This is a genomic window from Nitrosovibrio sp. Nv4, from assembly GCF_900215485.1.
In the GTDB taxonomy this organism is placed as follows: domain Bacteria; phylum Pseudomonadota; class Gammaproteobacteria; order Burkholderiales; family Nitrosomonadaceae; genus Nitrosospira.
In genome coordinates, this window is record NZ_OCMZ01000002.1 from 652,026 (window position 1) to 673,438 (window position 21,413).

The 21,413-nt window shown below is 51.5% G+C and carries 20 protein-coding genes and 1 tRNA gene; 14 read left to right on the plus strand and 7 right to left on the minus strand.

Features of this window, described 5'->3' with window-relative positions:
• The first annotated feature begins 288 nt into the window (after positions 1-288).
• Genes CRO05_RS11245 through CRO05_RS11250 form a run of 3 tightly spaced genes read left to right on the plus strand, consistent with a single transcriptional unit; the run spans position 289 to position 1,374 of the window.
• Positions 289-939 (plus strand): glutathione S-transferase family protein, encoded by a 651-nt coding sequence (locus CRO05_RS11245; protein WP_097067266.1) that lies wholly within the window; start codon positions 289-291, stop codon positions 937-939.
• 24 nt (positions 940-963) lie between these two features.
• Positions 964-1,131 carry a hypothetical protein gene (locus CRO05_RS15560; RefSeq protein ID WP_159462731.1) on the plus strand — a complete coding sequence of 56 codons (168 nt, stop codon included), beginning with the start codon at positions 964-966 and terminating at the stop codon, positions 1,129-1,131.
• Positions 1,132-1,155: 24 nt separating this feature from the next.
• Positions 1,156-1,374 carry a hypothetical protein gene (locus CRO05_RS11250; protein ID WP_143860923.1) on the plus strand — a complete coding sequence of 73 codons (219 nt, stop codon included), beginning with the start codon at positions 1,156-1,158 and terminating at the stop codon, positions 1,372-1,374.
• 89 nt (positions 1,375-1,463) lie between these two features.
• On the opposite strand, the gene CRO05_RS11255 is transcribed toward CRO05_RS11250, so the two are convergent.
• Positions 1,464-2,978 carry a tyrosinase family protein gene (locus CRO05_RS11255; RefSeq protein ID WP_097067268.1) on the minus strand — a complete coding sequence of 505 codons (1,515 nt, stop codon included), beginning with the start codon at positions 2,976-2,978 and terminating at the stop codon, positions 1,464-1,466.
• Positions 2,979-3,228: 250 nt separating this feature from the next.
• Here CRO05_RS11255 and CRO05_RS11260 point away from each other — a divergent pair, with 250 nt between their 5' ends.
• Entirely contained in the window at positions 3,229-3,504 is a 276-nt protein-coding gene (locus tag CRO05_RS11260; RefSeq protein ID WP_255405937.1) for a replication endonuclease, read from the plus strand.
• Between the two features lie 120 nt (positions 3,505-3,624).
• Here the strand turns inward: CRO05_RS11260 and CRO05_RS11265 are convergent.
• Both CRO05_RS11265 and CRO05_RS11270 read right to left on the minus strand, forming a co-directional pair.
• Positions 3,625-3,700, minus strand: a tRNA-Asn gene (locus CRO05_RS11265).
• 1,312 nt (positions 3,701-5,012) lie between these two features.
• Complete coding sequence (locus tag CRO05_RS11270; RefSeq protein ID WP_097067270.1) at positions 5,013-5,240, minus strand: hypothetical protein; 228 nt, start codon at positions 5,238-5,240, stop codon at positions 5,013-5,015.
• 221 nt (positions 5,241-5,461) lie between these two features.
• Between CRO05_RS11270 and CRO05_RS11275 the strand changes: the two genes are divergently transcribed.
• Together CRO05_RS11275 and CRO05_RS11280 are read left to right on the plus strand one after the other, a co-directional pair.
• Positions 5,462-6,727, plus strand: a complete 1,266-nt coding sequence (locus CRO05_RS11275; protein WP_097067271.1) for a vanadium-dependent haloperoxidase — start codon at positions 5,462-5,464, stop codon at positions 6,725-6,727.
• Between the two features lie 581 nt (positions 6,728-7,308).
• Positions 7,309-7,509 (plus strand): hypothetical protein, encoded by a 201-nt coding sequence (locus CRO05_RS11280; protein WP_143860924.1) that lies wholly within the window; start codon positions 7,309-7,311, stop codon positions 7,507-7,509.
• Between the two features lie 212 nt (positions 7,510-7,721).
• Here CRO05_RS11280 and CRO05_RS11285 read toward each other — a convergent pair whose 3' ends face one another.
• The 3 genes from CRO05_RS11285 to CRO05_RS11295 all read right to left on the minus strand — a co-directional run bounded on the left by CRO05_RS11285 (position 7,722) and on the right by CRO05_RS11295 (position 11,911).
• Complete coding sequence (locus tag CRO05_RS11285) at positions 7,722-9,158, minus strand: homospermidine synthase (RefSeq protein ID WP_097067945.1); 1,437 nt, start codon at positions 9,156-9,158, stop codon at positions 7,722-7,724.
• A gap of 337 nt (positions 9,159-9,495) precedes the next feature.
• Positions 9,496-9,849 (minus strand): hypothetical protein, encoded by a 354-nt coding sequence (locus tag CRO05_RS15565; protein ID WP_159462732.1) that lies wholly within the window; start codon positions 9,847-9,849, stop codon positions 9,496-9,498.
• Between the two features lie 178 nt (positions 9,850-10,027).
• Positions 10,028-11,911 (minus strand): integrase, encoded by a 1,884-nt coding sequence (locus CRO05_RS11295; RefSeq protein WP_235001408.1) that lies wholly within the window; start codon positions 11,909-11,911, stop codon positions 10,028-10,030.
• Positions 11,912-12,602: 691 nt separating this feature from the next.
• On the opposite strand from CRO05_RS11295, the gene CRO05_RS11300 reads away from it, so the two are divergent.
• The 5 genes from CRO05_RS11300 (at position 12,603) to CRO05_RS11320 (ending at position 17,122) form a co-directional block, all read left to right on the plus strand.
• Positions 12,603-12,791 (plus strand): hypothetical protein, encoded by a 189-nt coding sequence (locus CRO05_RS11300; protein ID WP_097067275.1) that lies wholly within the window; start codon positions 12,603-12,605, stop codon positions 12,789-12,791.
• A gap of 821 nt (positions 12,792-13,612) precedes the next feature.
• The gene (locus CRO05_RS11305; RefSeq protein ID WP_097067276.1) at positions 13,613-14,269 is read left to right on the plus strand and encodes a hypothetical protein; all 657 of its coding nucleotides are present in this window, start codon (positions 13,613-13,615) and stop codon (positions 14,267-14,269) included.
• A gap of 103 nt (positions 14,270-14,372) precedes the next feature.
• On the plus strand, positions 14,373-14,969 hold the full coding sequence (locus CRO05_RS11310) for a TetR family transcriptional regulator C-terminal domain-containing protein (RefSeq protein WP_097067277.1): 597 nt from the start codon (positions 14,373-14,375) through the stop codon (positions 14,967-14,969).
• A 55-nt stretch (positions 14,970-15,024) separates the two neighbouring features.
• Positions 15,025-15,267, plus strand: coding sequence for a DUF4242 domain-containing protein (locus CRO05_RS11315; protein ID WP_235001409.1), 243 nt, complete (start codon positions 15,025-15,027; stop codon positions 15,265-15,267).
• Positions 15,268-15,361: 94 nt separating this feature from the next.
• Positions 15,362-17,122, plus strand: coding sequence for a hypothetical protein (locus CRO05_RS11320; RefSeq protein WP_097067278.1), 1,761 nt, complete (start codon positions 15,362-15,364; stop codon positions 17,120-17,122).
• A 165-nt stretch (positions 17,123-17,287) separates the two neighbouring features.
• Here CRO05_RS11320 and CRO05_RS11325 read toward each other — a convergent pair whose 3' ends face one another.
• Complete coding sequence (locus tag CRO05_RS11325) at positions 17,288-18,412, minus strand: NAD(P)/FAD-dependent oxidoreductase (RefSeq protein ID WP_097067279.1); 1,125 nt, start codon at positions 18,410-18,412, stop codon at positions 17,288-17,290.
• 318 nt (positions 18,413-18,730) lie between these two features.
• Between CRO05_RS11325 and CRO05_RS11330 the strand changes: the two genes are divergently transcribed.
• From CRO05_RS11330 to CRO05_RS11340, 3 genes are all read left to right on the plus strand, one after another.
• Positions 18,731-19,411, plus strand: a complete 681-nt coding sequence (locus CRO05_RS11330; protein WP_097067280.1) for a protocatechuate 3,4-dioxygenase — start codon at positions 18,731-18,733, stop codon at positions 19,409-19,411.
• Between the two features lie 137 nt (positions 19,412-19,548).
• Entirely contained in the window at positions 19,549-20,547 is a 999-nt protein-coding gene (locus CRO05_RS11335; RefSeq protein ID WP_097067281.1) for an aminoglycoside phosphotransferase family protein, read from the plus strand.
• Between the two features lie 6 nt (positions 20,548-20,553).
• Positions 20,554-21,276 (plus strand): HAD family hydrolase, encoded by a 723-nt coding sequence (locus CRO05_RS11340; RefSeq protein ID WP_097067282.1) that lies wholly within the window; start codon positions 20,554-20,556, stop codon positions 21,274-21,276.
• Positions 21,277-21,413: the final 137 nt, after the last annotated feature.

Sequence of the window (21,413 nt, forward strand, 5' to 3'; positions counted from 1 at the left end):
CTGAGTTCGCTCTAAATTATAAACAGATCGTTCGAGTTGTCGTAAATTGAACACTATTACATAATTCAATAGGAATGGAGTAATAGTGCACGCGGCAGCAGAAGAGCGGATCGGGGCCAAAGAAATCCATGGGCCCCGATGGGGAGAAAACGTCCATCATAGGGTACCTACTAGCCTCAAGTCGGACCTCCATGAGTGCGTCCACGCACAGTAGCAATAATGAGGGAGAATTCGCCTTGGCGGCTTGCCAGTCCCACAGCCGATGATTTTTACAGGAGGAGCCTCACGATGACCATTACCATTACCGCCTTTGAACGGTCGCCCGATGGCGGCAAGGGGCTGGCGCGTGACATGCGCGTGCGCTGGGCGCTTGAAGAAGTGGGCCAACCTTACGAAGTTCGCCTTATTTCATTCCGTGCGATGAAGGAACCAGCGCATCTGGCGCTTCATCCTTTCGGTCAGATTCCAACTTATGAGGAAGGCGATCTCGCGCTGTTCGAGACAGGGGCGATCGTGTTCCATATCGCCGAGCGCCACGCGGTCCTGTTGCCGGTCGATGCGAATGCCCGGGCCCGTGCGATCACCTGGATGTTTGCCGCGCTCAACACGGTGGAGCCGTCGATCCTTGAACTTGGAACTGCCAGGCTGTTGGAGGGCGACAAGCCTTGGAATAAGGAGCGCCTGCCATTAGTCGAGGAGCGTGTCCGAAAACGGCTGGACCAACTTTCCACTCGGCTGGGTGATGCCGACTGGCTCGATGGTGCGTTCAGCGCGGGCGACCTGATGATGGTGTCAGTGCTGCTCAGGCTGAAATCATCAGGCATTCTGGACGAATATCTGAACCTGGCCGCCTATGTCGTCCGCGGCGAGGCGCGGCCCGCATACAAGCGTGCTTTCGACGCTCAGTTGGCGGCTTTCACCGCCGCGTCGCATCGGTAACTCAACGAGATCGAGCCAGTCCATGTGGCCAATACCTGGGACTGGCGTGGCGCTACCGCCAAGGTTAGGGCGAATCGGGAGAAATCGCTGCTATCTCATATCTGGAATTATGCCAGGGAACGCGGCTTCACAGCGCTGGCCAATCCAGGCAAGGGCGTAAAGGGATACAGAGAAAATGGCCGAGACGTCTAAATTAACGATGATGTGTTCGCGGCCGTGAAAACAGTAGCAAGCCAGGCCGTGCGGGATGCAATGGATTTGGCGTATCTTACAGGGCAACGACCGGCCGACACGCTCAAAATGCGTGAGACAGATATACGCGACGGCATGCTGGTCGTCAAACAACGCAAATCTGTCAGGGATGGCAAGGCGGGAAAAGTGCTGCGCTTACGGCTAAACGACGATCGGGCGCGCTCAACGAGCTGGGGGACCTAATGGAACAGTTCCAGTGCGGTATTAAAGGAACAAGCAAGTTAATCAGGGATTTTCTTCACAAAGAAGCAAGAAATTTCCTCCATCTTTTCCTATTCGTTGCTGAGGAGTAAGCGAACATTGACCGTTGGATTTCCCATCGCTTTATGGGGGAAATGATCTCCAAATAGACTTTGATCAAGTGGTTCAACCCAAACTCCCAATTTTCCTCTAGAAACAGAATCTAAGGGCAATTCAAAATCAAAGTGTACAACTGCATTTTCAACACAATTGGCGCATTTCTCCACTTCGACAGGTTGGAAGAAGGCTTTGGAAGCGATGGTTTTTCCATCTTTCAAAAGATGCACTTTAAAACTGCCCGGTATTTTTAAACGATTTATACCTTTTACTCGTATATTGACGAAATCCGTATGCACAAAGAATTTCTCTGAAGCAAGTGTTGAACCTTTGGTTTTTACTTGCATACTCAATGCCATAGAAGGAGGTTTAATTTCATAACCTACATCCAGACCATTGATAGAATCAATGATTTCAACTGTATTGAGTTTAGGCGGTTTTTCAGTTAAAGGAGGTAAATTTGTCAGAGCCGGTATTGTAAAAATTTGACGGCTTTGAGCCGACTCAACTGTGCTCAATAAGCCGTTCAAATTGGTAGCTTGCATCGCTGTTTGCCATTGCCAGAACAATCGATCCAAATTGCAATGGTAGAACCAGAAAACAGGATCAAAGGCCGCGACATCTTGAAGGCTCATGGTATCCCCGATAGACACATGGCCTCCATCGTGCCCAGCTATTGTCGTATTGTTTGGTCGATTATCAATAAGGCCAGTGTAATCTTCCCAGTCGGTTTTGGTAGATGCCCGAGTGAAATCATCAAGCACACCATAAGATACAAAATTTGCTTGTATATCTGACGCGTTATATCTTGTCGTAACATAGCCTTTGCGGTAGCCTCCACCGATATCTACTGGAAGAGTATAACTGGCGAATGGTACTTGGTTAAAAATGTCAGGCAATGGAGTCGAAATATCCCAGTAGGGAAGAGTAACATTTTCACATCCTGGTACCGAACGAAGTGCATTCTCAAAACCTACTAGATAGGCTCGATGCCAAGGATTGTAACCCGGTATATGGTGCATGCAATAAGGATTCGGGCGACCGTGCACACCTGCCTGAGCAAAGTAACTGTTCGGATCGTCAATATCCTTTGCCATGATTCCAGAAAATGCCTTCTTGAGATTGCTAAGTTCTGTGCTCGACAGAGTCGTAATCTCTTTACGAATTCTTGTTGCTTTGCTTATGTTAGAAGTCAAGCTCGTCAGACCCGTCAGTTTGGGTTGTGACAAGATATTGGTGCCTTTTGGATAATCGTTTGTCATCCAGTTCAAAAATGTCTGTACCCAACCTGCGGACCAAGGTGCACTTGGAGGCCGGGGCATGTTACCGGATGAAACCTGGCCGTAAATTCCTGGTGCATTGTTTTTAACTGCACTATAATCACTTAAATCAAGACCTTGCGATCTCATGTGAGCGATGTCTGTGGTATTAAACATATTTCGAATATCGCCGTACCACGTTGGGTTCGGAACGGTATTATTAGCAGCCATGATAATGACCCTTAAGTGTTGTTTAACTAATAGTTGCGTATTGATACTAGCTAACATCTAACAAGCGCGTTGAAAAACTATCTGCGTTGCCGCTACAACGTTTAAAACAGGGTCACATACATTTGTAGCATTGTGACCAACAAGCACCATTAAGCGCGGGAATGGATGAGCTAGCAAGCTGTAGAAACATACAGCTTGGCAAATCTGGAAAAAAGGGGGTCATACCGATACAGGTGTTACCCACACTGGAATTCTAGCTCGCCTTTCCGATGAGTATTGGTGGCGCAGGGCATTGCGCAAAAATCACGTGCGGCAGTTCGAACACGGCGCGATTCGTCTGGGACTGGTGCATAGCCGCGAGGGCAAGTATGTCAGCGATGAGAATTTGAAGAGGCGGCGGAAACAAAACCGCCGTAACCGAGCCATTCTCGAACACTGCATCGCAACAAATGAGCTGGGCAAGGAATATAGGGTACTGCTGGTGCTACTTAACGGTTGCTGTCAGGGATACTTTAGGGAAAACTAAAGATAAATATTCCACCCTGCGATAGGTGGGTTTTAGAGGGGTTTTTGGTCAAGATTTTGGTCAAGTTGAAGGTACCCCTGGAGGGGTATATTCAGTATCTTCTTGATTTATCTTAGGTTTTGGCTCCCCGACCAGGGCTCGAACCTGGGACCTGCGGATTAACAGTCCGTCGCTCTACCGACTGAGCTATCGGGGAATTGAAGAGGTGCATATACTAATAGCTTGGGCCCACCTGGTCAATGCTGTAGCCCAAGTAATTACGATAGCGGAAGTATTAGTGGGTCGGCTGGTAACGCGGAAACGCAGGCATTCCATTCCGAATTAATCTGCTGCCACTGGTCGATATGAGTGGGTAAAGCTGGGCAGCAGCCGGATTTCACGCTACTGGAGCCCCCCCTCGTCACGCTACACTGCGCAAATCCGGCTTGGTTATCTGCACCCTTGTGCAGTTTATCTGAGGGGAATCAACGATAGACTTTCTGCTGAGTGAAAGAGGCCGGATTATGTTTAATTACCGATGCCTGCACCGCCAGCGTATTTCAAAAATATGAATGCGCCGACATCGGACCATTTCGTTTAAATCGTCGCTCAATACTCTTTCTCTGGCACGACGATAACCTTCTCGCTGGCCCCAGGTTCTCCTTGCGGGCCTTGGGGACCTTGAGGGCCAGGTTTACTTGAGCCTATCGATATGCAGCCGGTAATTCCTGCAAGCATTACTACTACCGTAAGCAGCTTTAAGTTTTTCATAAGTAACCTTTTTAGGTTGATTTTAGTTGCTGACGCATCTAAAACATACCCTAAAGCTGTAGCTGTAACTGTTCGTTGCCGCACACTCGCCCGTTGTGGGGCCCTCTTCTGCTTACCGTGGTTGAGAGGACATCTTTGCATTCAGGTCAGCGAAGAATCCCAACTAAATAGCAGCCGCTGGATCATCTCCGGCTAACTCCGCTCGTGCCGAGGTTCTATCCATTTTTCCTGTCGATCTGTTGGAAATTTTTCTTGACATTTCACAGTAATCCACATAGTCACGGAAATTTCATAATCACCCATGATTACCAGTGATAAACCCGCATGAAGCGTAGTTTTCAATTCAACCTATTGATAATAAATGTATTTTACAAACGTTTAAAAAATAGCCAAACGGGAAATATTGTTACAACTGGGTGACTTACCCACCGTGTACAGAGGTTATCAACAAACTTATCCACAGCAATTGTGGACAATAAAACCCATTCCACTCTCGGGAAAACAGACCCTTGCAGTGTGGCGTTGCAGTCGCCGGGGGCTGAACCTCGGGCACGTCGCGTGCAAGAGCTTTCATGGCTTTCGGATATCGTGCAAGCGTTTACACCCGACCGACGATCGGCAGCAGACGCGCCGTCCCGTCGCGATATTACACCTTCTGCACTGCATGGGTGCTCATGCTCATCAGAGAAAGAGTAGGGGCATTAAATATTTGCCCTCGGGAAATACAAGAGTCGGGTAGCGATTAATGCAACAACAATCTATTTCTTAATCTCGCCAAAATTTTCATACTCCTCCAAACGAAGAGCAGCTTCTACTGCTTTTTTCGCTTCCTCGACGGTTTTTGCATGGGAGAGATCTACCGCCGGATTAGGATAGCTGTGCCAAAATGAAAAACCGGCGGTTGTAATCCAGAGCAAACCTCTTACATGTTGCTCTACAAATACCTCTTGATGACTTTCATCAACTACTTTCCATTCAATATCCATAGTTCACGCTCCTCGCCACGTTACAATATCAAAAGGAATCCGGGTATCCGCTCCGACCAAGGCCGGACAATGCAGGGTAGAACCACGGGGATAGTTCTCCAATACAGGTCAAGCCTGACGCATGGCTTAAGAAAACACCCAAAGCGGGCAATAAACAGGCGGGCCTATGACTCGTCACGCTTTAAGTATATGGTTGTTTAATCCCAAAATGGAAAAAATCTATGATTCAAAACATCAGGACGCGCCCCAAGACCGGATTGCTGATCACTGTCTTGGCAATTGCCACCGCCTCTTTGTTTGCCAGTGCCATCGCCAGGGCAGATGCAGTTACCGATTGGAACCGCGTGGCCGGGGATATTGTTGTCAATGCAAAATTGGGACCGCTACCGGCCGACCGTGTGCTGGCAATTGTTCATGCGGCAATATATGAGGCCGTAAACGCAATTACCAGACGGTATCCGGATGATCCATCGGATGGGCTCAAGCTGAAGGCGGCGCAGGGCGCTTCGGTGGATGCCGCCATTGCATCTGCAACCCGGGCCACGCTGCTGGAACTCGCGCCGTCAGGACAGGCGGCTATCGAGGCTGCTTACCATGCTGCGCTGGCCTCGATAGCGGGTGGTCCTGCGAAGACCCAGGGAATCGTGATTGGAGAAAAAGCTGCTGCCGCGATCCTGGTTCGACGCGCGAATGACGGCATTGCGGCGGGGGAGACGTATCGGCCTCATACGTCTCCAGGCGTGTACGTGCCTACCGTAATACCGGAGGCCCCGCACTGGTTACAGATCAAGCCATGGCTGATGACGAGTGCTTCCCAGTTCCGCCCCGGCCCTCCTCCATCGCTGACCAGTGAGTTATGGGCACGCGATTATAACGAGGTCAAAACTCTCGGCAGCAAACACAGTACGCGCCGCAGTGCGAAACAGACCGCTATTGCCCACTTCTGGGAGGAAGTGATGCCGCCCATCTACCACGGAATCGTGCGCTCCGTTGCCGAAGTTCCAGGAAGGGAGATTACGCAGAATGCACGCCTTTTTGCGATGGTGACTCAGGCCAGCAACGATGCTCTGATCGCCGTCTTTGATGCGAAGTACCACTATGGCTTCTGGCGACCGGTCACGGCGATTCGTAACGGCGACATCGACGGCAACGACGCAACCGAACGGGACCCGTCGTGGCTGTCCTTTGTCGACACGCCCATGCATCCCGAATATCCATGTGCACACTGCATTGTTTCCGGAGCTGTCGGGGCGGTGCTGCAAGCGGAGATTGGCGCGGGACGGGTTCCGCTTTTAACGACTACCAGTTCTGCTGCTGGCGGCATCGCACGAAGCTGGACAGGAATCGATGATTTCGTTCAGGAGGTTGCCAATGCACGTATTTACGATGGCGTGCACTATCGTAACTCCGCAGAGGTGGGCACTGCCATGGGAAAACAGATTGGCGAGTTGGCGGCCGCTAAGTATCCAGGACCGCTTAGCAGGTAGAACGCAACCGGGGTACTGCGCTTCGCACTATTTGAGCCTTGGCCGGGCAGCAAACTTGATCGTATGCGGGTGCCAAGCTCGTTTGCACTCTGCACGCCCGTTACTTTTCAGAATAACAAAATTGTTGTTGACCCTGGGATAGCAATTTACATAGGAGGCACCAACTCACCTCCGACAGATCCACACCGTAACAAAATGTCACGCAATTGACGCCATCATTCAAACCAGGGTAGAGCAAACCCGCATTATTGCTGGCTTTCCTGTATGTTTTTGATAAAAGAATATTATTTCTAAAGTTCAAAAAATAGCCGAAAGGGAAATACCATTGCGGAAGGGTAACTTACGAATCGTGTTCATGGATTATCAACAAGCTTATCCACAGCAATTGTGGACAATGAAAGTTGCTGCTCAGGCTCTGGTAAGTTCCTCCACACGTATTAAAGACAGATCTCAGGGCAAATTCGGGGAACCAATACCAACGGCTTGCTGACTAAATTTATTGGATGGGACGTTCCTGGAAGAGCGTCGTCCAGGGGGCTGGTCTACTGTTGGAGGTTTTTTCTTTTGGGAAGGAGGAAAAAGTGAAAAAACGTAATCACCACGAAGCATTCACCACATTTTCCGGTTTACTTGATCAAGGAGCTGAAGTCTTTACGAAAAAAATGTTCAAACATTCTCAATCAAAGACTCAGGAACACTGGGGCGATATGAAAAAAAACCGGCAGGACAAAATATCCGCCAGCAGATCACCGTCGCGAAGGGAAGGACTAAACCGAGGTTAGCGAGCTACAGTCAAGGCATGCGTCAACACGATTAATTGTAGTTGCTGCATGCAATTGCGGAAGGCTTTCCGGTCATCCCAGAGCTCCCCTCGTTATGTCATAAATCCCACAATGCCAGCAATCCTTTAATCTCCGGCTTCGATCGGGTTCTGCAGCCCGTGCACGAACCAGCGCACAATCCCGCAGCCAAAAACGTCCATGACCCTCAACCCTCACATCACCCGGATATTCTTGAACTGCCAGGGGTCATCCCAATCCACGTCCTCGCTGAATAGCCATCCTCTATCACGTAGCGGCGTCCAATCGGTAAATAAGGCCACCAGTTCTCCAAGATAAGGCCGCGCGATTTCCAGAATAACCTCATGGTCTATGTCGTCGGGCTCGACCACGCCCGCATTGGGATTTTGAAGCACCCATACCATGCCAGCCAGCACTCCGGCCACGACCTGCAAACTGGTCGCATTGTTATACGGCGCGAGTCGTCGCGCTTCCTGGATAGACAAGTGTGATCCGTACCAGTAGGCGCCCTTGGCGTTCCCCATGAGCAGCACACCCAACTCATCCACCCCATCCACTATCTCATCCCGGAGGATTCGCTTGTTGGACTGCAAACGCCAGTTTCTGCCTGCCAATTCGTGGACGGAAAGCACAGCATCATCACACGGATGATATGCGTAATGCACTGTCGGGCGGTAGATCACCTTTCCGTTTTCTTTCAAAGTAAGATGATCCGCTATGGAAATGGATTCACCATGCGTAATCAGAAAACCATGGTAAGAACCGCTGAATGGCACCCAACTGCGCACTCGAGTAGCTGCCCCAGGCCGGTTAAGGTAAATTGCTGCATCACAGCCAAATCCGTGACGTGCCCCGTCCGCCGGCCAATGACGCTCATGACTGCCCCACCCCAGCTCCGAAGGCTGAAGGCTTTCGCCGACAAACCCATCTACCGACCAGGTATTGACGAATTCGTTAGACTGTTTACGCCGTGCGGTATTCTGTGTATCCCGCTCCGCGACATGAATAGCTTTTATTTCAAGGCGAGACGCCAACTCCGCCCATTCTCCAGAGTTTGTTGGTTTTTTTACGCTCAAACCGCTATCGGCAGCAATATTAAGCAGTGCCTGCTTGACAAACGTCGATGCAAGCCCCGGATTGGCGCCGTGTGCCAGGAGGGCTGTTGGCCCTCCTGGCTTTTCGCGAGCAAAAGCGAGGGCTTTTTCGCGAAGGGCGTAATTGGACCGCAATGATACCGAAATCGACTTGTCGGTGTATCCACCCGACCATGGTTCGATGCAAGTATCGAGGTAGAGAGAACCACGCCGCCAGCACAGTTCCATAAGCGCCAAGCTGGAAACATCCACTGAGAGATTAAGCAGGAAATCTCCCTTGCTCAGGCATGGCTCGAGCACGGCAAGGTAATTTTCCTCGGTCAGCATATGGGGGGTGAATGCAACGCCGAATTCTCTGGCAATATCCTCGCCATTCTCATCGCCGGAAATTATTCTGATCCGATCCGGGCGTACTTCAATGTTTTGAAACAACAGCCTGAGCATGGCTTGGCCTATGCTGCCAAACCCGACTATTATCAAATTCCCCTGCAAGTGCGCTTGTTTTGTATGTGCTTTTTTGTGTGCTTTCATTTCCATGCTGATATTTTCCTTGCTTGCCAAACCTGGGCTCTCTTCAACCCCATACTCCCATTCAATACCGGGACGGATGCAGATAAACTCAATCACCACTCTCGGCCCCCGCCTGCGGCTGAAACTGCTTTGACCTGTTCGTGACGCTAAGGAACTGGACGTAACAGAATGTGTCAAACCCGTAGTTTAATATACTGGATATCGCAGGCGACACTGCTGAGCCAATTGATCTGGCTGATTCGGCCCAATCCGGCTTTAACACGGCGCGGGACCAAGGTTAGAGTCGATACCACTGGATTTTCTTATTGCTCTGTATGCAGGCGCCTATGCATTAATCCAGGTTTTATTGATAAGGAGAGCGAAAATGACTAATTGTATCCTGCCACAGCACGAAAATCATACTCATACCCATGGGACGGAGTGCGACCACACAGGTATTGTGCATGACGGCCATGTCGATTATCTGCACGATGGCCATCTGCATCACCAGCACGGCAGCCATATCGATGAACATGTACTCGACATAACGGAGACTAATCCGGACAGTTGCACGCCTGCGCACAAATGCGCTGGACATCAGCAGGAGCATATGCATGGGCCTGATTGCGGGCATGAAAGAGTCCCCCACGGCAACCATATCGACTATCTTGTCGATGGACACCTCCATTACCCTCACGATGATCACTGTGACGATCATGGCCGGGTGACCTTGGCTGGATGACCTGGGCCGGTCCGTTTGCCTGATCCGCGTCCTTAAGTTTCTACAAGCGCTGGCCTATTGTGGCCGTGCGGGGCCTGCGCCCGATCTTTTGACGCGACTGCGGGCCGGCAATTGGTACGCTGGCTCAAGAGATCGAATTGTGCGCACCCTGCCATCAGATTGTGTTAATCAATGCAGGATGAACTAACTCGATCTCGTGAATATGACGGCCTTGTTGTGGCGGTGAATAGGCGCTGTAGCTGGAAATAGCCGAAGGCTCCAGGTAGCCCACAATTTGTTCAAGATCCGACAACCGCAGCCCTTGACGTACAAGATAAGCGATATAGCTATGTCGAATCGCTTCAGCAGTAATTTCCTGGGAATCAGGCAAGCCCGAGTCGACCGCTGCACAGACTAATGCAGCCGATAGATCGATACGCGTTCCAGGATCGTCCGCATTCCATAATGGGTGACCATCCGACTGCATGAAGAGGAATTTAAGCGAATTGTTCAGAGGAATGATTCTCGGCGACACTCCCCCCAGGTTGATGGTTCCCGCTGGCAGATTGATTTGATCCGGTGTTAAAGAGGCCGCCTCATCAATATTCATGCCGCTGAGCAATAACCCGATCAGTTGTTTTCCTTTAAGGTTCGAAGCGCTGATCAAAGCCCTTAACTGATGGCTGGAAAGTTCTCTATGCGGGGGAGCCGCCGGACTCGCAAGGGTATTGTTTGTTTTCTGTTCCAGTGAGCCGGCCGCAGTACCGAGCGCAGTATGAGGATGATCGATCAATTTCGCGGCCGGCGCCGGATAATTCTGTACACCGAAAATCGCAATAGATGGCTGCTGTTCTTTCTTCTGAGTCAAATACTCGAAAATCCACACGCTGAGGAGCCCCAACAGTAAAGAACCCGCTATCGCTATCAAAGCTTCACGGTTATAGTCAGGTCTCACCGGCTTGATGGATTCGTAAGCCCGGTTAATGACGGTTACCTGCGGATATTTATCCTTGCGGCCGGTTTTGACCTGGACCAATCGCTCCTGCGCGTCACGATAGAGTGTTTCCAAACCCTCCAGATCGGTTTTTAAGGCGTCGTGTTCGGCAAATTTCGATGTGAAAGCGAACGCCTGCTTTTTGTGTGAGTCCAGTTGGGCTCGAATGCCGCTGGCGGTTTGTTGTGCAGCGGCATAAGCCATTTCCGCATCTGCCAATACCACGTTTTGACCATACCGACGCTTATTATTTACCGCAGCTTCCAGTTCCTTGATCTGCTCCGGAATAGATTTCAAATCGGGTTGCAGGTTTAAATATTCGCGGGTGAATTTTTTGTCGAATTCCGCGAGTTTCTCGCGCAAATCCTGCAATCGCGTTTCGAGATCAACCAAGCTGCCCTTTTCGTCGTCAGGCACCACCGCTTTTCCTCGGGCAATAGCCACTCTGATAGAGTCCAGCTTCGATTTCGCCTTGACTTCTTCCTCGCTGGCTTTGTTGAGCGACTCATTCAGGCCTCTAAGCCGGGCGGCTGCTTCATTTTCTTCGCGTTGGGTAGAAGAGATATCATGATTTCGTCTGAACGTCTCCAGGGCTACCCTGGCGGAATCTACTTTGTCAGCGAGTCCTTCCAGCTCGTCCTCGACAATACGCTTCGTATTGCTTGTCAATTTTTTGACTTCTTCAGCCCTTGCATCGAGGTACACATCGATCCAGGTATTGATGAGCAGCGGCAAAAATTTCGGATCGGTACCCTCCGCCACTATTTCGACGAGATTGGTTTCCGAGACCGGCTCGACATTCAATAAATTCTGAATATCCGGTGCCGTCAACTGGGATAGAAATTTACCCGCAGGCGAGGCCTTGAGTCGCGACACAGTCTCGGCAGCGATCTCATGCCCTAAAAAAATCTGTCGTTGAATAGCCACGTGCTGAATATCCGCATCGCTGCTTTCACGGTCTATGGCCGTCATCGCCGAGGTCAGCAAGGTTGCACTGCTACGATAAACGGCCGGCTGACTGTAGATATAAGCCAGGCTGATAGCGGCGCTGATTAAAAACGCCAAACTGAAAATGCTGAATCTGCGTGACCGATACCATGGCTGCTCATGCCCATCTGCCAATTGCTGACTACTGCTGGATAGGCGCGAACTGATCCTGTTTCTCATAAACCGGGGTAAATTCCCAAAGTTCGATAAGAGCGAAAGCAATCCGGAACTTCAATGGATAGGAAAATATTAGCCGGATACATTCAGGAATGGCAATTACGCATAATTTTCAGGTACGCCGAATTAAGCTGCGAGGGGAAGTAAAGCCGATTTGTTATTTTTCCTGCCGGCATTCTTATTCATCTTTCCAGCAGAGTGCGGGTTAAACAGTATGTCGATAGCAATATAACGCATCTCCCCGCGCGCTCCGCCGGACAATGGCTAATCTCGGTAGAAACGCCAATACTGTAAATGCCACGTAACTAATGGAGCTTCCGTTCGGTTCCGCACAAACGAAAGGCGGTTCCTCCCGTGACAATGTGCGCAATTCGAAATGAAGCTTTTCATAATATTGTAAAAGTCTTGTTTTACGCTGACCACATGGCAAGTGCCGGAATGCGGTAGTAAATTTTGGAAGAACTGAAAAATCATTACCACCTTGAAGAACTGCCTTAAAGAACCCTTAACCAGCCCTATTGGTATGCGGGAGAGTCGCCGATTGCGCAATGGCTTAGTCTGCTTTTTAATTATTCCCTTAAGGGGCTGAAAAATGAAAAAACATCATGATCAAGATGTGTTCGGCATTGCTTTTACCTTGTTCGACCACAGATCGGCGGCTTTTCGGCAAAAAATGGTAAAACATTTCCAGTCGAACAACCAAACGCATTTGACAAATGTTGAAAAAATACCGGTAAGAAAAAGAGACGAAGCCGCGATATTTTTTAAAGAAAGTGCTTGACTGCCGTGCTTGACTCGTAACCCCAATCCAATCCGGCATTTCTCATTTTTCTGTCATGCTGCTATGTTGCTGAGGGGCTGATTCCTAGCAGAAAAGATTATGCTTGATATCTTCGCTTATCGGGCGGTTCCTGATTAGAGAATTAAGATGAACTGCCGCATCCAACGTTCGTCTCCCGCTCTCTCCTGTCTCCCCCACTTCCAAAGCTACGCCACCTGCGTGGGCGTCCATGCTCCTTTGCCGTATGTAGCAGTCCGACGAATGCGCTTTCACATAAATTATATCCCTACACCGGCCTGCGATCCCACCCCTTAGTATCGCCGGATGCCCGCGGCACAGCCAACTTCAGCACTTGCGGCAAGCAAATTCAATAATTAAAACACCGAGCGTGAATCGTACTCGGCTCTGTCTAATATTCCAAGAGGAAGAATGGACTACTCAAATATTTCACGAGATAATCGAGGTGTCAGGGGGTCGGAGGTGCTATTGGCGGCCGAAAGTTCAAGCGCGTTTTCCCATGCAGCGGGATCGAAAGAGGACAGTAGAGTGCGCGATGATGTTACACGCTTGCGCCAGTTGACGTGATGATGCGTTTGAGAGCCTGGAAGCTTGCAAGTCTGTGGCACCGTGCGCTGGTATGGCCGTTGCGTGAATACCATAATCAGAGTATGGTTATACGATACTCTCTGCCTTTGGGCAAAACAACGGCAGTCCAACTTGCCGCTAATCAAATCTGCTTTCATATCTGATCTGCTTTCCGCTGTATTTGCAAGAATGTAATGCAGCTTCACCCCATATTGTTAGAAAACAGGAGTAGACACATGACCCAACAGCTTTTTCGCTCGGTGCTCTACTTCGGCTACGCGATACTGATAACTCTCGCATTTTCGCCGGCCACCCATGCCCAGCAAACCGAAGCCCTTCAGCTCCATCGCCCCGACAATCACGCGACACAAAAAGAGTCCATCTCCGGGGGCGCGTGTATCGTCCAGACGGGCGCATTCCCTGTCGGCTTCAATGCATATGTTGTACCGGATGGCGATCATCCATCCTACCCTCCGTTTTGCTCTCCTGTCCCGGCCGGCGCCCTGAATCTGGTAATAGATATACTGGCATCAGAATTTCGCGAGATGCCGCTGGCAGTGAGGCTGATGAAAATAGAAAACGGGGAAGAACGCGAGGTATTGTCGGTGCCGGCCGTGGAATACACTTCCGGAAACATTCCGCTTGTGGTCAACCTGGAGCCGCTGGGCAGGTATCGTGTGCTGTTGGTTGGCGACGACGCCTCGGGGAATACAGGTAATCTGGTTACTATTCCACTGGATGTAAGAAAAGCCGGGGATTATGTCCATACCGGCAATGGCGGAACCGGCTGGGGTTTTCTGCTACTGGTGGTAGGCCTTGCGGGACTTGCCGGGGGCTTGATTCACTTCTGGCGCCCCAAGTCGGCAACAACGGGCGCGGGTGCATCCAGCTAAACACCGAACGGCGCTCGACCCCTCCCGCCAGCTGATAATATCCGCCCGATGCTCGCAGTTTTTCCATTTGACAAAACAAGACAACCGGTCGTATTATTTGCACATGCCTAAATCGATAAAGAAGGAAATAAATAGAGAAAATCTATTGAATCAGGGGGTAACCACGCTCATGGGGCAAGGTTACCATGGTACGGGGCTGCAGGAAATTCTGGATGCGGTCAATATTCCCAAGGGCTCTTTTTACAATTACTTTGGCAGCAAAGAAAATTTTGGCGCGGAAGTCATTCAACACTACATCGATCCGTTTATTACGCAACTGGCCGCTCATTTGCAGCAATCCGAGACTGATGCGCTTAGTGCAATACAACTTTACTTCACCGAACTCATTGCCGAGCTTGAAAAGAATCAGTTCAAAGGCGGTTGCTTGCTGGGCAATCTGATGGGAGAAATAGGTGATACCAGCGAGGTTTGCCAAAAATCGCTTCAATCAGCAGTCAACCGGTATCGGAATCTGCTTCAGTCCGGGTTGGCCAAGGCGCAACAACAAGGCACTGTGAGGTTGGATAAATCAGCCGAAGACATGGCCGATCTATTGTTGAATAGTTGGCAGGGCGCGTTACTGAGGATGAAAATAGAAAAATCCTCCGCGCCGGTCAAACAGTGTTGTAATCAGTTATTAGGGGAGTTTTTCAGAGCATAGTTTTTTATCTCGTATAAATACGACCGGTCATTTTTAAATTAATGAGGAAATTTGAATGCCTAAATATATTATCGAACGCGATATCCCGGGAGCAGGTTCATTTACCACGCCTGATCTACAGATCATTTCCCAGAAATCATGCGCCGTACTGAGTGATATGGGTCAACGAATCCAATGGCTGGAAAGCTATGTGACAGACGACAAAATCTACTGCATCTATATCGCGCCCGACGAAGCCGCCGTCAGAGCGCATGCTGAACAGGGCGGATTTCCCGCTAATCGTATTTCAAATCCGTGATTGACCCGACGACTGCAGAGAATTAACGATTGATCCGAGCAGGAAGAAATATCCGGCTGCTCGTTAAATTAAGTCTTTTTACAGGAGGTGTGTAATGCAATTCCATGCGCTTAATTTCTGGTTGGCAGGGCTGGCGCTCGCTGCCGCAAGCGTCCCCTGCTCATCCGCTCAGCTTGGCGAAGAAGCACCCGCCAAAGAAAAGGCGCTCGTTGAATCCAAACGCTCCGCGGTACACGGAGCCGGCCACAAACATTATGAGGCCTCCGATATGGCGGAGCAGCCAGGACCGGCCGGCCAACTCGCACCCAGGCTGCAGGATCTCGGTCCTCATACATTCCCGGTCAGCACCCGGAACAAACAAGCACAGCTATTTTTCAACCAGGGACTTAATCTCGCCTACGGCTTCAACCATGCTGAAGCACGACGCGCATTCCGGGAAGCCGCAAGGCTCGACCCCACGCTGGCGATGGCTTATTGGGGACAGGCGCTCGTGCTGGGCCCCAACATCAACGCGATGATGGAACCAAACGAGGAACCCCAGGCTTACGAGATGGTGCGGCAGGCCCGGTTGCTTATGACTAAGGCATCGCCGAGAGAGCAGGCGCTTATCCGCGCCCTCGAAAAACGCTATTCTGGCAAGACCGAGCACCGTATGGCAAACAACAAGGCGTACGCGGACGCAATGCGGGACGTACACCAGCGTTTTCCGGAGGATCCCGACATTGCAATGCTTTATGTGGAGTCGATGATGGATCTCCGTCCCTGGGGCTACTGGATGCCTGATGGCCGGCCACATGAGGGAACGGCTGAAATTGTGGCCCTCACCGAGGACGTGATGCGCCGATACCCGACCCATCCTGCCGCGCTGCATATGTACATTCACCTCATCGAACCGACGGCCACGCCCGAGCTTGCCGAGAAGGCAGCCGATACCCTGCTGACTCTGATGCCGGCTGCGGGACATATGATACATATGTCATCGCACATCTATCAACGGGTTGGACGGTATGCGGACGCAATGAGGAGCAACCAACTGGCAATCGCGGCTGACGAGGATTACATCACGCAGTGCCGCGCCCAGGGGCTGTACCCGATGGCGTACTATCCGCATAACATCCACTTTCTCTGGTTCGCTGCTACGGCAGGGGGCCAAAGCAAAATTGCGATCAAATCAGCGCGAGAGCTTGCCGCCAAGATAGATGATGCAGTGCTGAAAGAGATGCCGCTGACCGCAGTATTCCGTATGGTTCCATATTGGGCGCTGGCACGGTTCGGACACTGGGAGGGGATTCTCGAAGAGCCGGCGCCACCCTCCACGAATGCATTTCTGAGGGGCAGCTGGCATCACGTGCGCGGTCTGGCATTCGTAGCGACCGCAAAGATCCGCCAAGCCGAGCAGGAACTGGAAGCCCTGCGCGAGATCATGAAAGATCCTTCGCTTGACGGTGCGCTCTTTTCGAAAAATACCCCGCGCACCGTACTGCAGATCGCGCCTGAGGTTCTGGCCGGCGAAATCGCCGCTGCACACGGACAATTCGATTCCGCCATCGCTCACCTCGAGCGTGCGGTTCGCCTCGAGGATGCACTGGTATATACAGAGCCTTTGGAATGGCACTATCCGCCAAGGCTTGCGCTAGGCGCCATCTTGCTTGAGGCGGGACGTCCGGCCGAAGCAGAGACGGTTTACTGGGAAGACCTGCAACGGAACCGTGATAACGGCTGGGCGCTTTATGGGCTGTTGCAGGCATTGCGTGCACAGAAGAAAGAGTACGAATCAGGTCTCATAGAAGCGCGTTTCAGGAAATCCTGGGCGCGCGCCGACGTGAAACTCAACTCATCTCGCTTTGGTCGTTAGTTCGGGTATTTACGGGGGTAGCGGGATAATGATGGACGGCTTGTGATTGACTTCGCATCCCGGACAAAGCCTGAAAGCAAGCCTCGAAGCCAGGCCCGCTGCCCCGCCCAGGCAAGCAGGATATCCGGGGAATAGTGTTTTTTTTGCCCGCTTTTTTGCTATACCCTACTTGTACTTCGACTCCTGCAGCCACCCATAATGCTGAGCTGCTGCTTTACCATGTCGCGTGGCGTGCGCGCTCACTGCATCGTCATATTCCGCAAAAACTGCAGATGACCCGCGTTGCATTTTCCCTTGCATTGCCTCCAGCAGCGCATGAGCGCCAAGCTGGGCCGATTCAATTGCCCATTCGATTCCCATGCCACTGAGAGGATCTGATGCAAAAGCAGCATCGCCGACGGCAATCCAACCGTTTCCCGCCGCTCGGTTGAACGTTATGGCGCCAGCGGTACGACCGCATATTGGCGCGATGCTTGCCGTGCCTGACAGTAGAGGAGAGAGTAGACAAGTGCGTTGCAACTCCTGGAAAAAAAAATCCTTCAACGGCGTCCGCCGCTGCTTGAGCTCACTACGGTCAACACAAAAACCGGCGAAGTAATCGCCATCCGCGGCGGGTAAGGCATACCACCAACCGTTACCCGTGGCCTCGATATAGAGGGCATCAGGGGGTCCCAACGCTGGTGCACAGGCAGGCTCGGCACCTCGCGCCGGCAGCGATGTCATCAAAGCAATTTGAGAGGATTCGGCCACTGACGATCGGTCGAGAAACTGTGTCGCCACACGTCCGGTAGCAAGAACTAGAAAACGCGTCCCTATCGAACTCCTTTCCGCATCCGTATCGCCTGAGGAGGTTTCCGTCGAGCGCATCAGGAGCCGCCATCCATCACCCGTGCGTTCAATTCCCACCACCTTGGCGTCCGCAGTGATCGATACGCCTGCGGCAGAGGCCAGATTGCGCAGTGCGCCGTCAAAGAGCGGACGCTCTACCGCCATGCCCGGACCCCAAGGATTAAACATGGCGTTAAATGTAACAGGCTTATGCGTATTCCAAAGCGATACGGTTTCGTGGATTTCTACTCCAGGCGCTGCCTGGATGAAGAAGTCAAAACAATGTTTTTCAATAATGCGTCGCGCGCGACCAGACACAAGCTCGATGCCCTCAGTGGCGTAGCCGCCCCAATGCAGGAGGCTGACACGGGCGCCCCCGCGAGCGAGCATGAGGGCGCATATCGCACCGGCCGGTCCGCCGCCTACGACAATGACATCCGCGTTGGGTCTACTTGTGGACATCGCCTGCCACCTGGGTCACTCCAAAACAAACCCCGGATCCAGCTCTTGAGTCTCTCGCCGCCCTGAAAGTAAAAGCAGCGTCAAAATATGAATACCGGGACCTGGGGAAAAGCTGATTGCCTGTGCCGGGAATATGAATACCGGGCCCAGCGCATCAGCATCAGCATCAGCATCAGCATCAGCATCAGCATCAGCATCAGTTTAGCTGGTAAATTCGCATATTCTGTACTAATGTAATTTAGTATGGAAGAACTTATAAAGGTGACACATGGGCCGATTGGAAGTAAAACCCGGACATACTGAAAATGGATCTCGGCCATGAGCGTTGATAATGGACCGCAAAATCGACGTGCGGCGTTGGGCCGCCGTACGGTATTAAAGGCATCAGCGGCGTTGCTCGCCGTAGGCTTGTTACCGCCGGCCGCGGTTTTTGCGAAGACCGCGCTGAATCGGACCCAAGACCAGATCCTGGGCCCGTTTTACCCCATCATGAGCAAGCCTGATCGCAGTGGAGACCTGACCCGGGTGCCAGGCGGGTCCGGCCGCGCTAAGGGACAGCCTCTCATTATCACGGGGCATCTGCGGGATCCTTCCGGAGAGCCGGTGGCGGGGGCGGAAATTGAAATTTGGCAAGCCAATGCAGCTGGTCGTTATGCCCATCCCGACGATACAAACCCGGCACCGCTGGATCCCAACTTCCAGGGCTTTGGCGCGATAACCACCGGTGCCGATGGCCTCTATCGGTTCAAAACAATAAAACCGTTACATTATCCCGCAGGAACCATCGGAATCCGGCCAGCACACATCCATTTCGATGTGAGAGGCCGTCACGACGAACTGGTAACGCAGATGTACTTCGAAGGAGATCCGTACAATGAAAAGGATGCGTTTCTCCAGAGCGCACTCAATCCGGAAGCGCTTATTGTAAAGCTGCGCTCACCGGCGCCGGAGGAACCTGAGTTTATGGTCGCCGTATTCGATCTCGTAATCAGAGGTTAAGGGTTATGGGGTTATGCGCCAGTTATGGAACCTGAACTTCGATCTACAGCGTAAGGGGAAAGGAAAGGGGATTTTTTTACGAGATTCCCTGAATGCATGACCTTGAGAATTTTCATGGCTGCTGCTATCAATAAACCATGGAATACCTCGGCCATCTATCGACGGATGACCCTTTTTATGCATACCTCCGTGACGATATTATTCCCCAGCTGAATGTTAGGGTAGATTCCCCCAACTTTCGGGTTTTCCAGCTCCCGGCTTCCAACAATGTCTACCTCTATGAAGAAAAGTACAGCCAGACGCGGATTATCGGGAAATTTTTTGGCGGCGTCCGAGGCCTCGACTCTGAGACAGCCTTGCGCCACATGGAACGGGAGTTCAACAATTTAAACCATCTGCGTGATTTGGGTTTTACCGGCTACCCGCATTACGTTGCGCGGCCACTCGGACGAAACGCAAGCCTTAACAAGGTACTGGTTGAGGAATTCTGTTACGGCGCGCCTCTCATGCATTTCATCGTCGAGGCGATCCGAAAAGGCGCACGGGACGCTCTTTTCCAAAAACTGACCGCACTGGCATATTTTCTCGCCACTCTGCACAACCGCACCGCGCACGACAGCAAGGTGGACTTCAATAAAGAATGTGAATACTTCGCTCGCATTCTTGAACAATTAACAAATGCCGGAAGGGCTGAATGGGGCGAGGTTCGGGAGTTCCATCAACACAAGGATCGGTGGCGAGGGAAAGCCTGCATGTGGGAAGACCGGCAAGTCCTTGTCCACAGTGATGTGACGCCAGCCAATATCCTCTTTGGAGACGGTCTCTGGGTGATCGTCATCGATCTCGAGCAGATGAAATCTTCAGACAGGGCGTTTGATCTGGGACGTGTAGTCGGCGAACTCCAGCACTTCTTTATGGAACAAGCCGGTGACAAATGGCTGGCAGAGCCTTTTATCGGGCACTTCCTGTGGGAGTATGCCTGTCATTTTCCGGACCGCGGCGCTGCTTTCGCTGCGATCACCCGGCGTACGCCGTTTTACACTGCGCTCACGCTACTGCGCATCGCGCGCAACGCCTGGATTGACGCAAGTCATAGCCGCCAGTTACTGGACGAAGCCAGGAAAACATTGAGGTAAATTATCATGACGATAAAAGGAATAGTGTTCGACCTCTACGGCACGCTGATCGACATTGAGACCGATGAATCAATGGATGAAATCTACCGGACCATTGCACACTATCTAACCTATCATGGCGTGTACCTGCACCGCTGGGAAGTACGGGAACGCTATTATCGAATCATGAAACAGCAGAAAGAAGCGAGCGGTGAGGAACACCCCGAAATTGACGTGGAGGCCATATGGAATGAGTTCCTCATACAGGAAGGAATTCGCTCGGACGCTATCCGGGGGCAGTTGGCCAAGGTTGTCGCGCACATTTACCGTGGCGTCTCCCGCAATCGCCTTCAGCTGTATCCCGACGTAAAGAGAGTATTGAATGAACTGCAGGCAAGTTACCGTCTCGCGCTTATCTCGGATGCCCAATCCTGCTACGCGCTGCCGGAAATCCGCGCCGTGGGCCTGACCGGTTATTTCAATCCGATCATCATTTCCAGTCACCACGGTTTCAGAAAGCCTGATCAAAGGCTTTTCAAAAAAGCGCTCGAGCGCATGGGCCTTGAGCCCTCAGAGGTGATCTCCGTAGGTAACGATATGTTCCGGGATACATACGGAGCAAACCTGCTCGGCATAAAGACGATTTTCATTGACTCCAACCAGGGCGCCAAATCTTATGATGAGGTTGCGCCAAACTACCGAGTGCAACGGTTTGACGAGATTCTGACGGGGATAGCATCGCTGGCATGAAGATATGAATATTTCATATTACCGATGCGGCCGCTTATTGCACCCCACCTTCTCCTTTCGCCCCTCATCCTCGGATGAGGAAGCTGCGGTCGAAGCCGCAGTCGGAGCTGCAGCCGGAAGCAGCAGCCGCCCCTTCC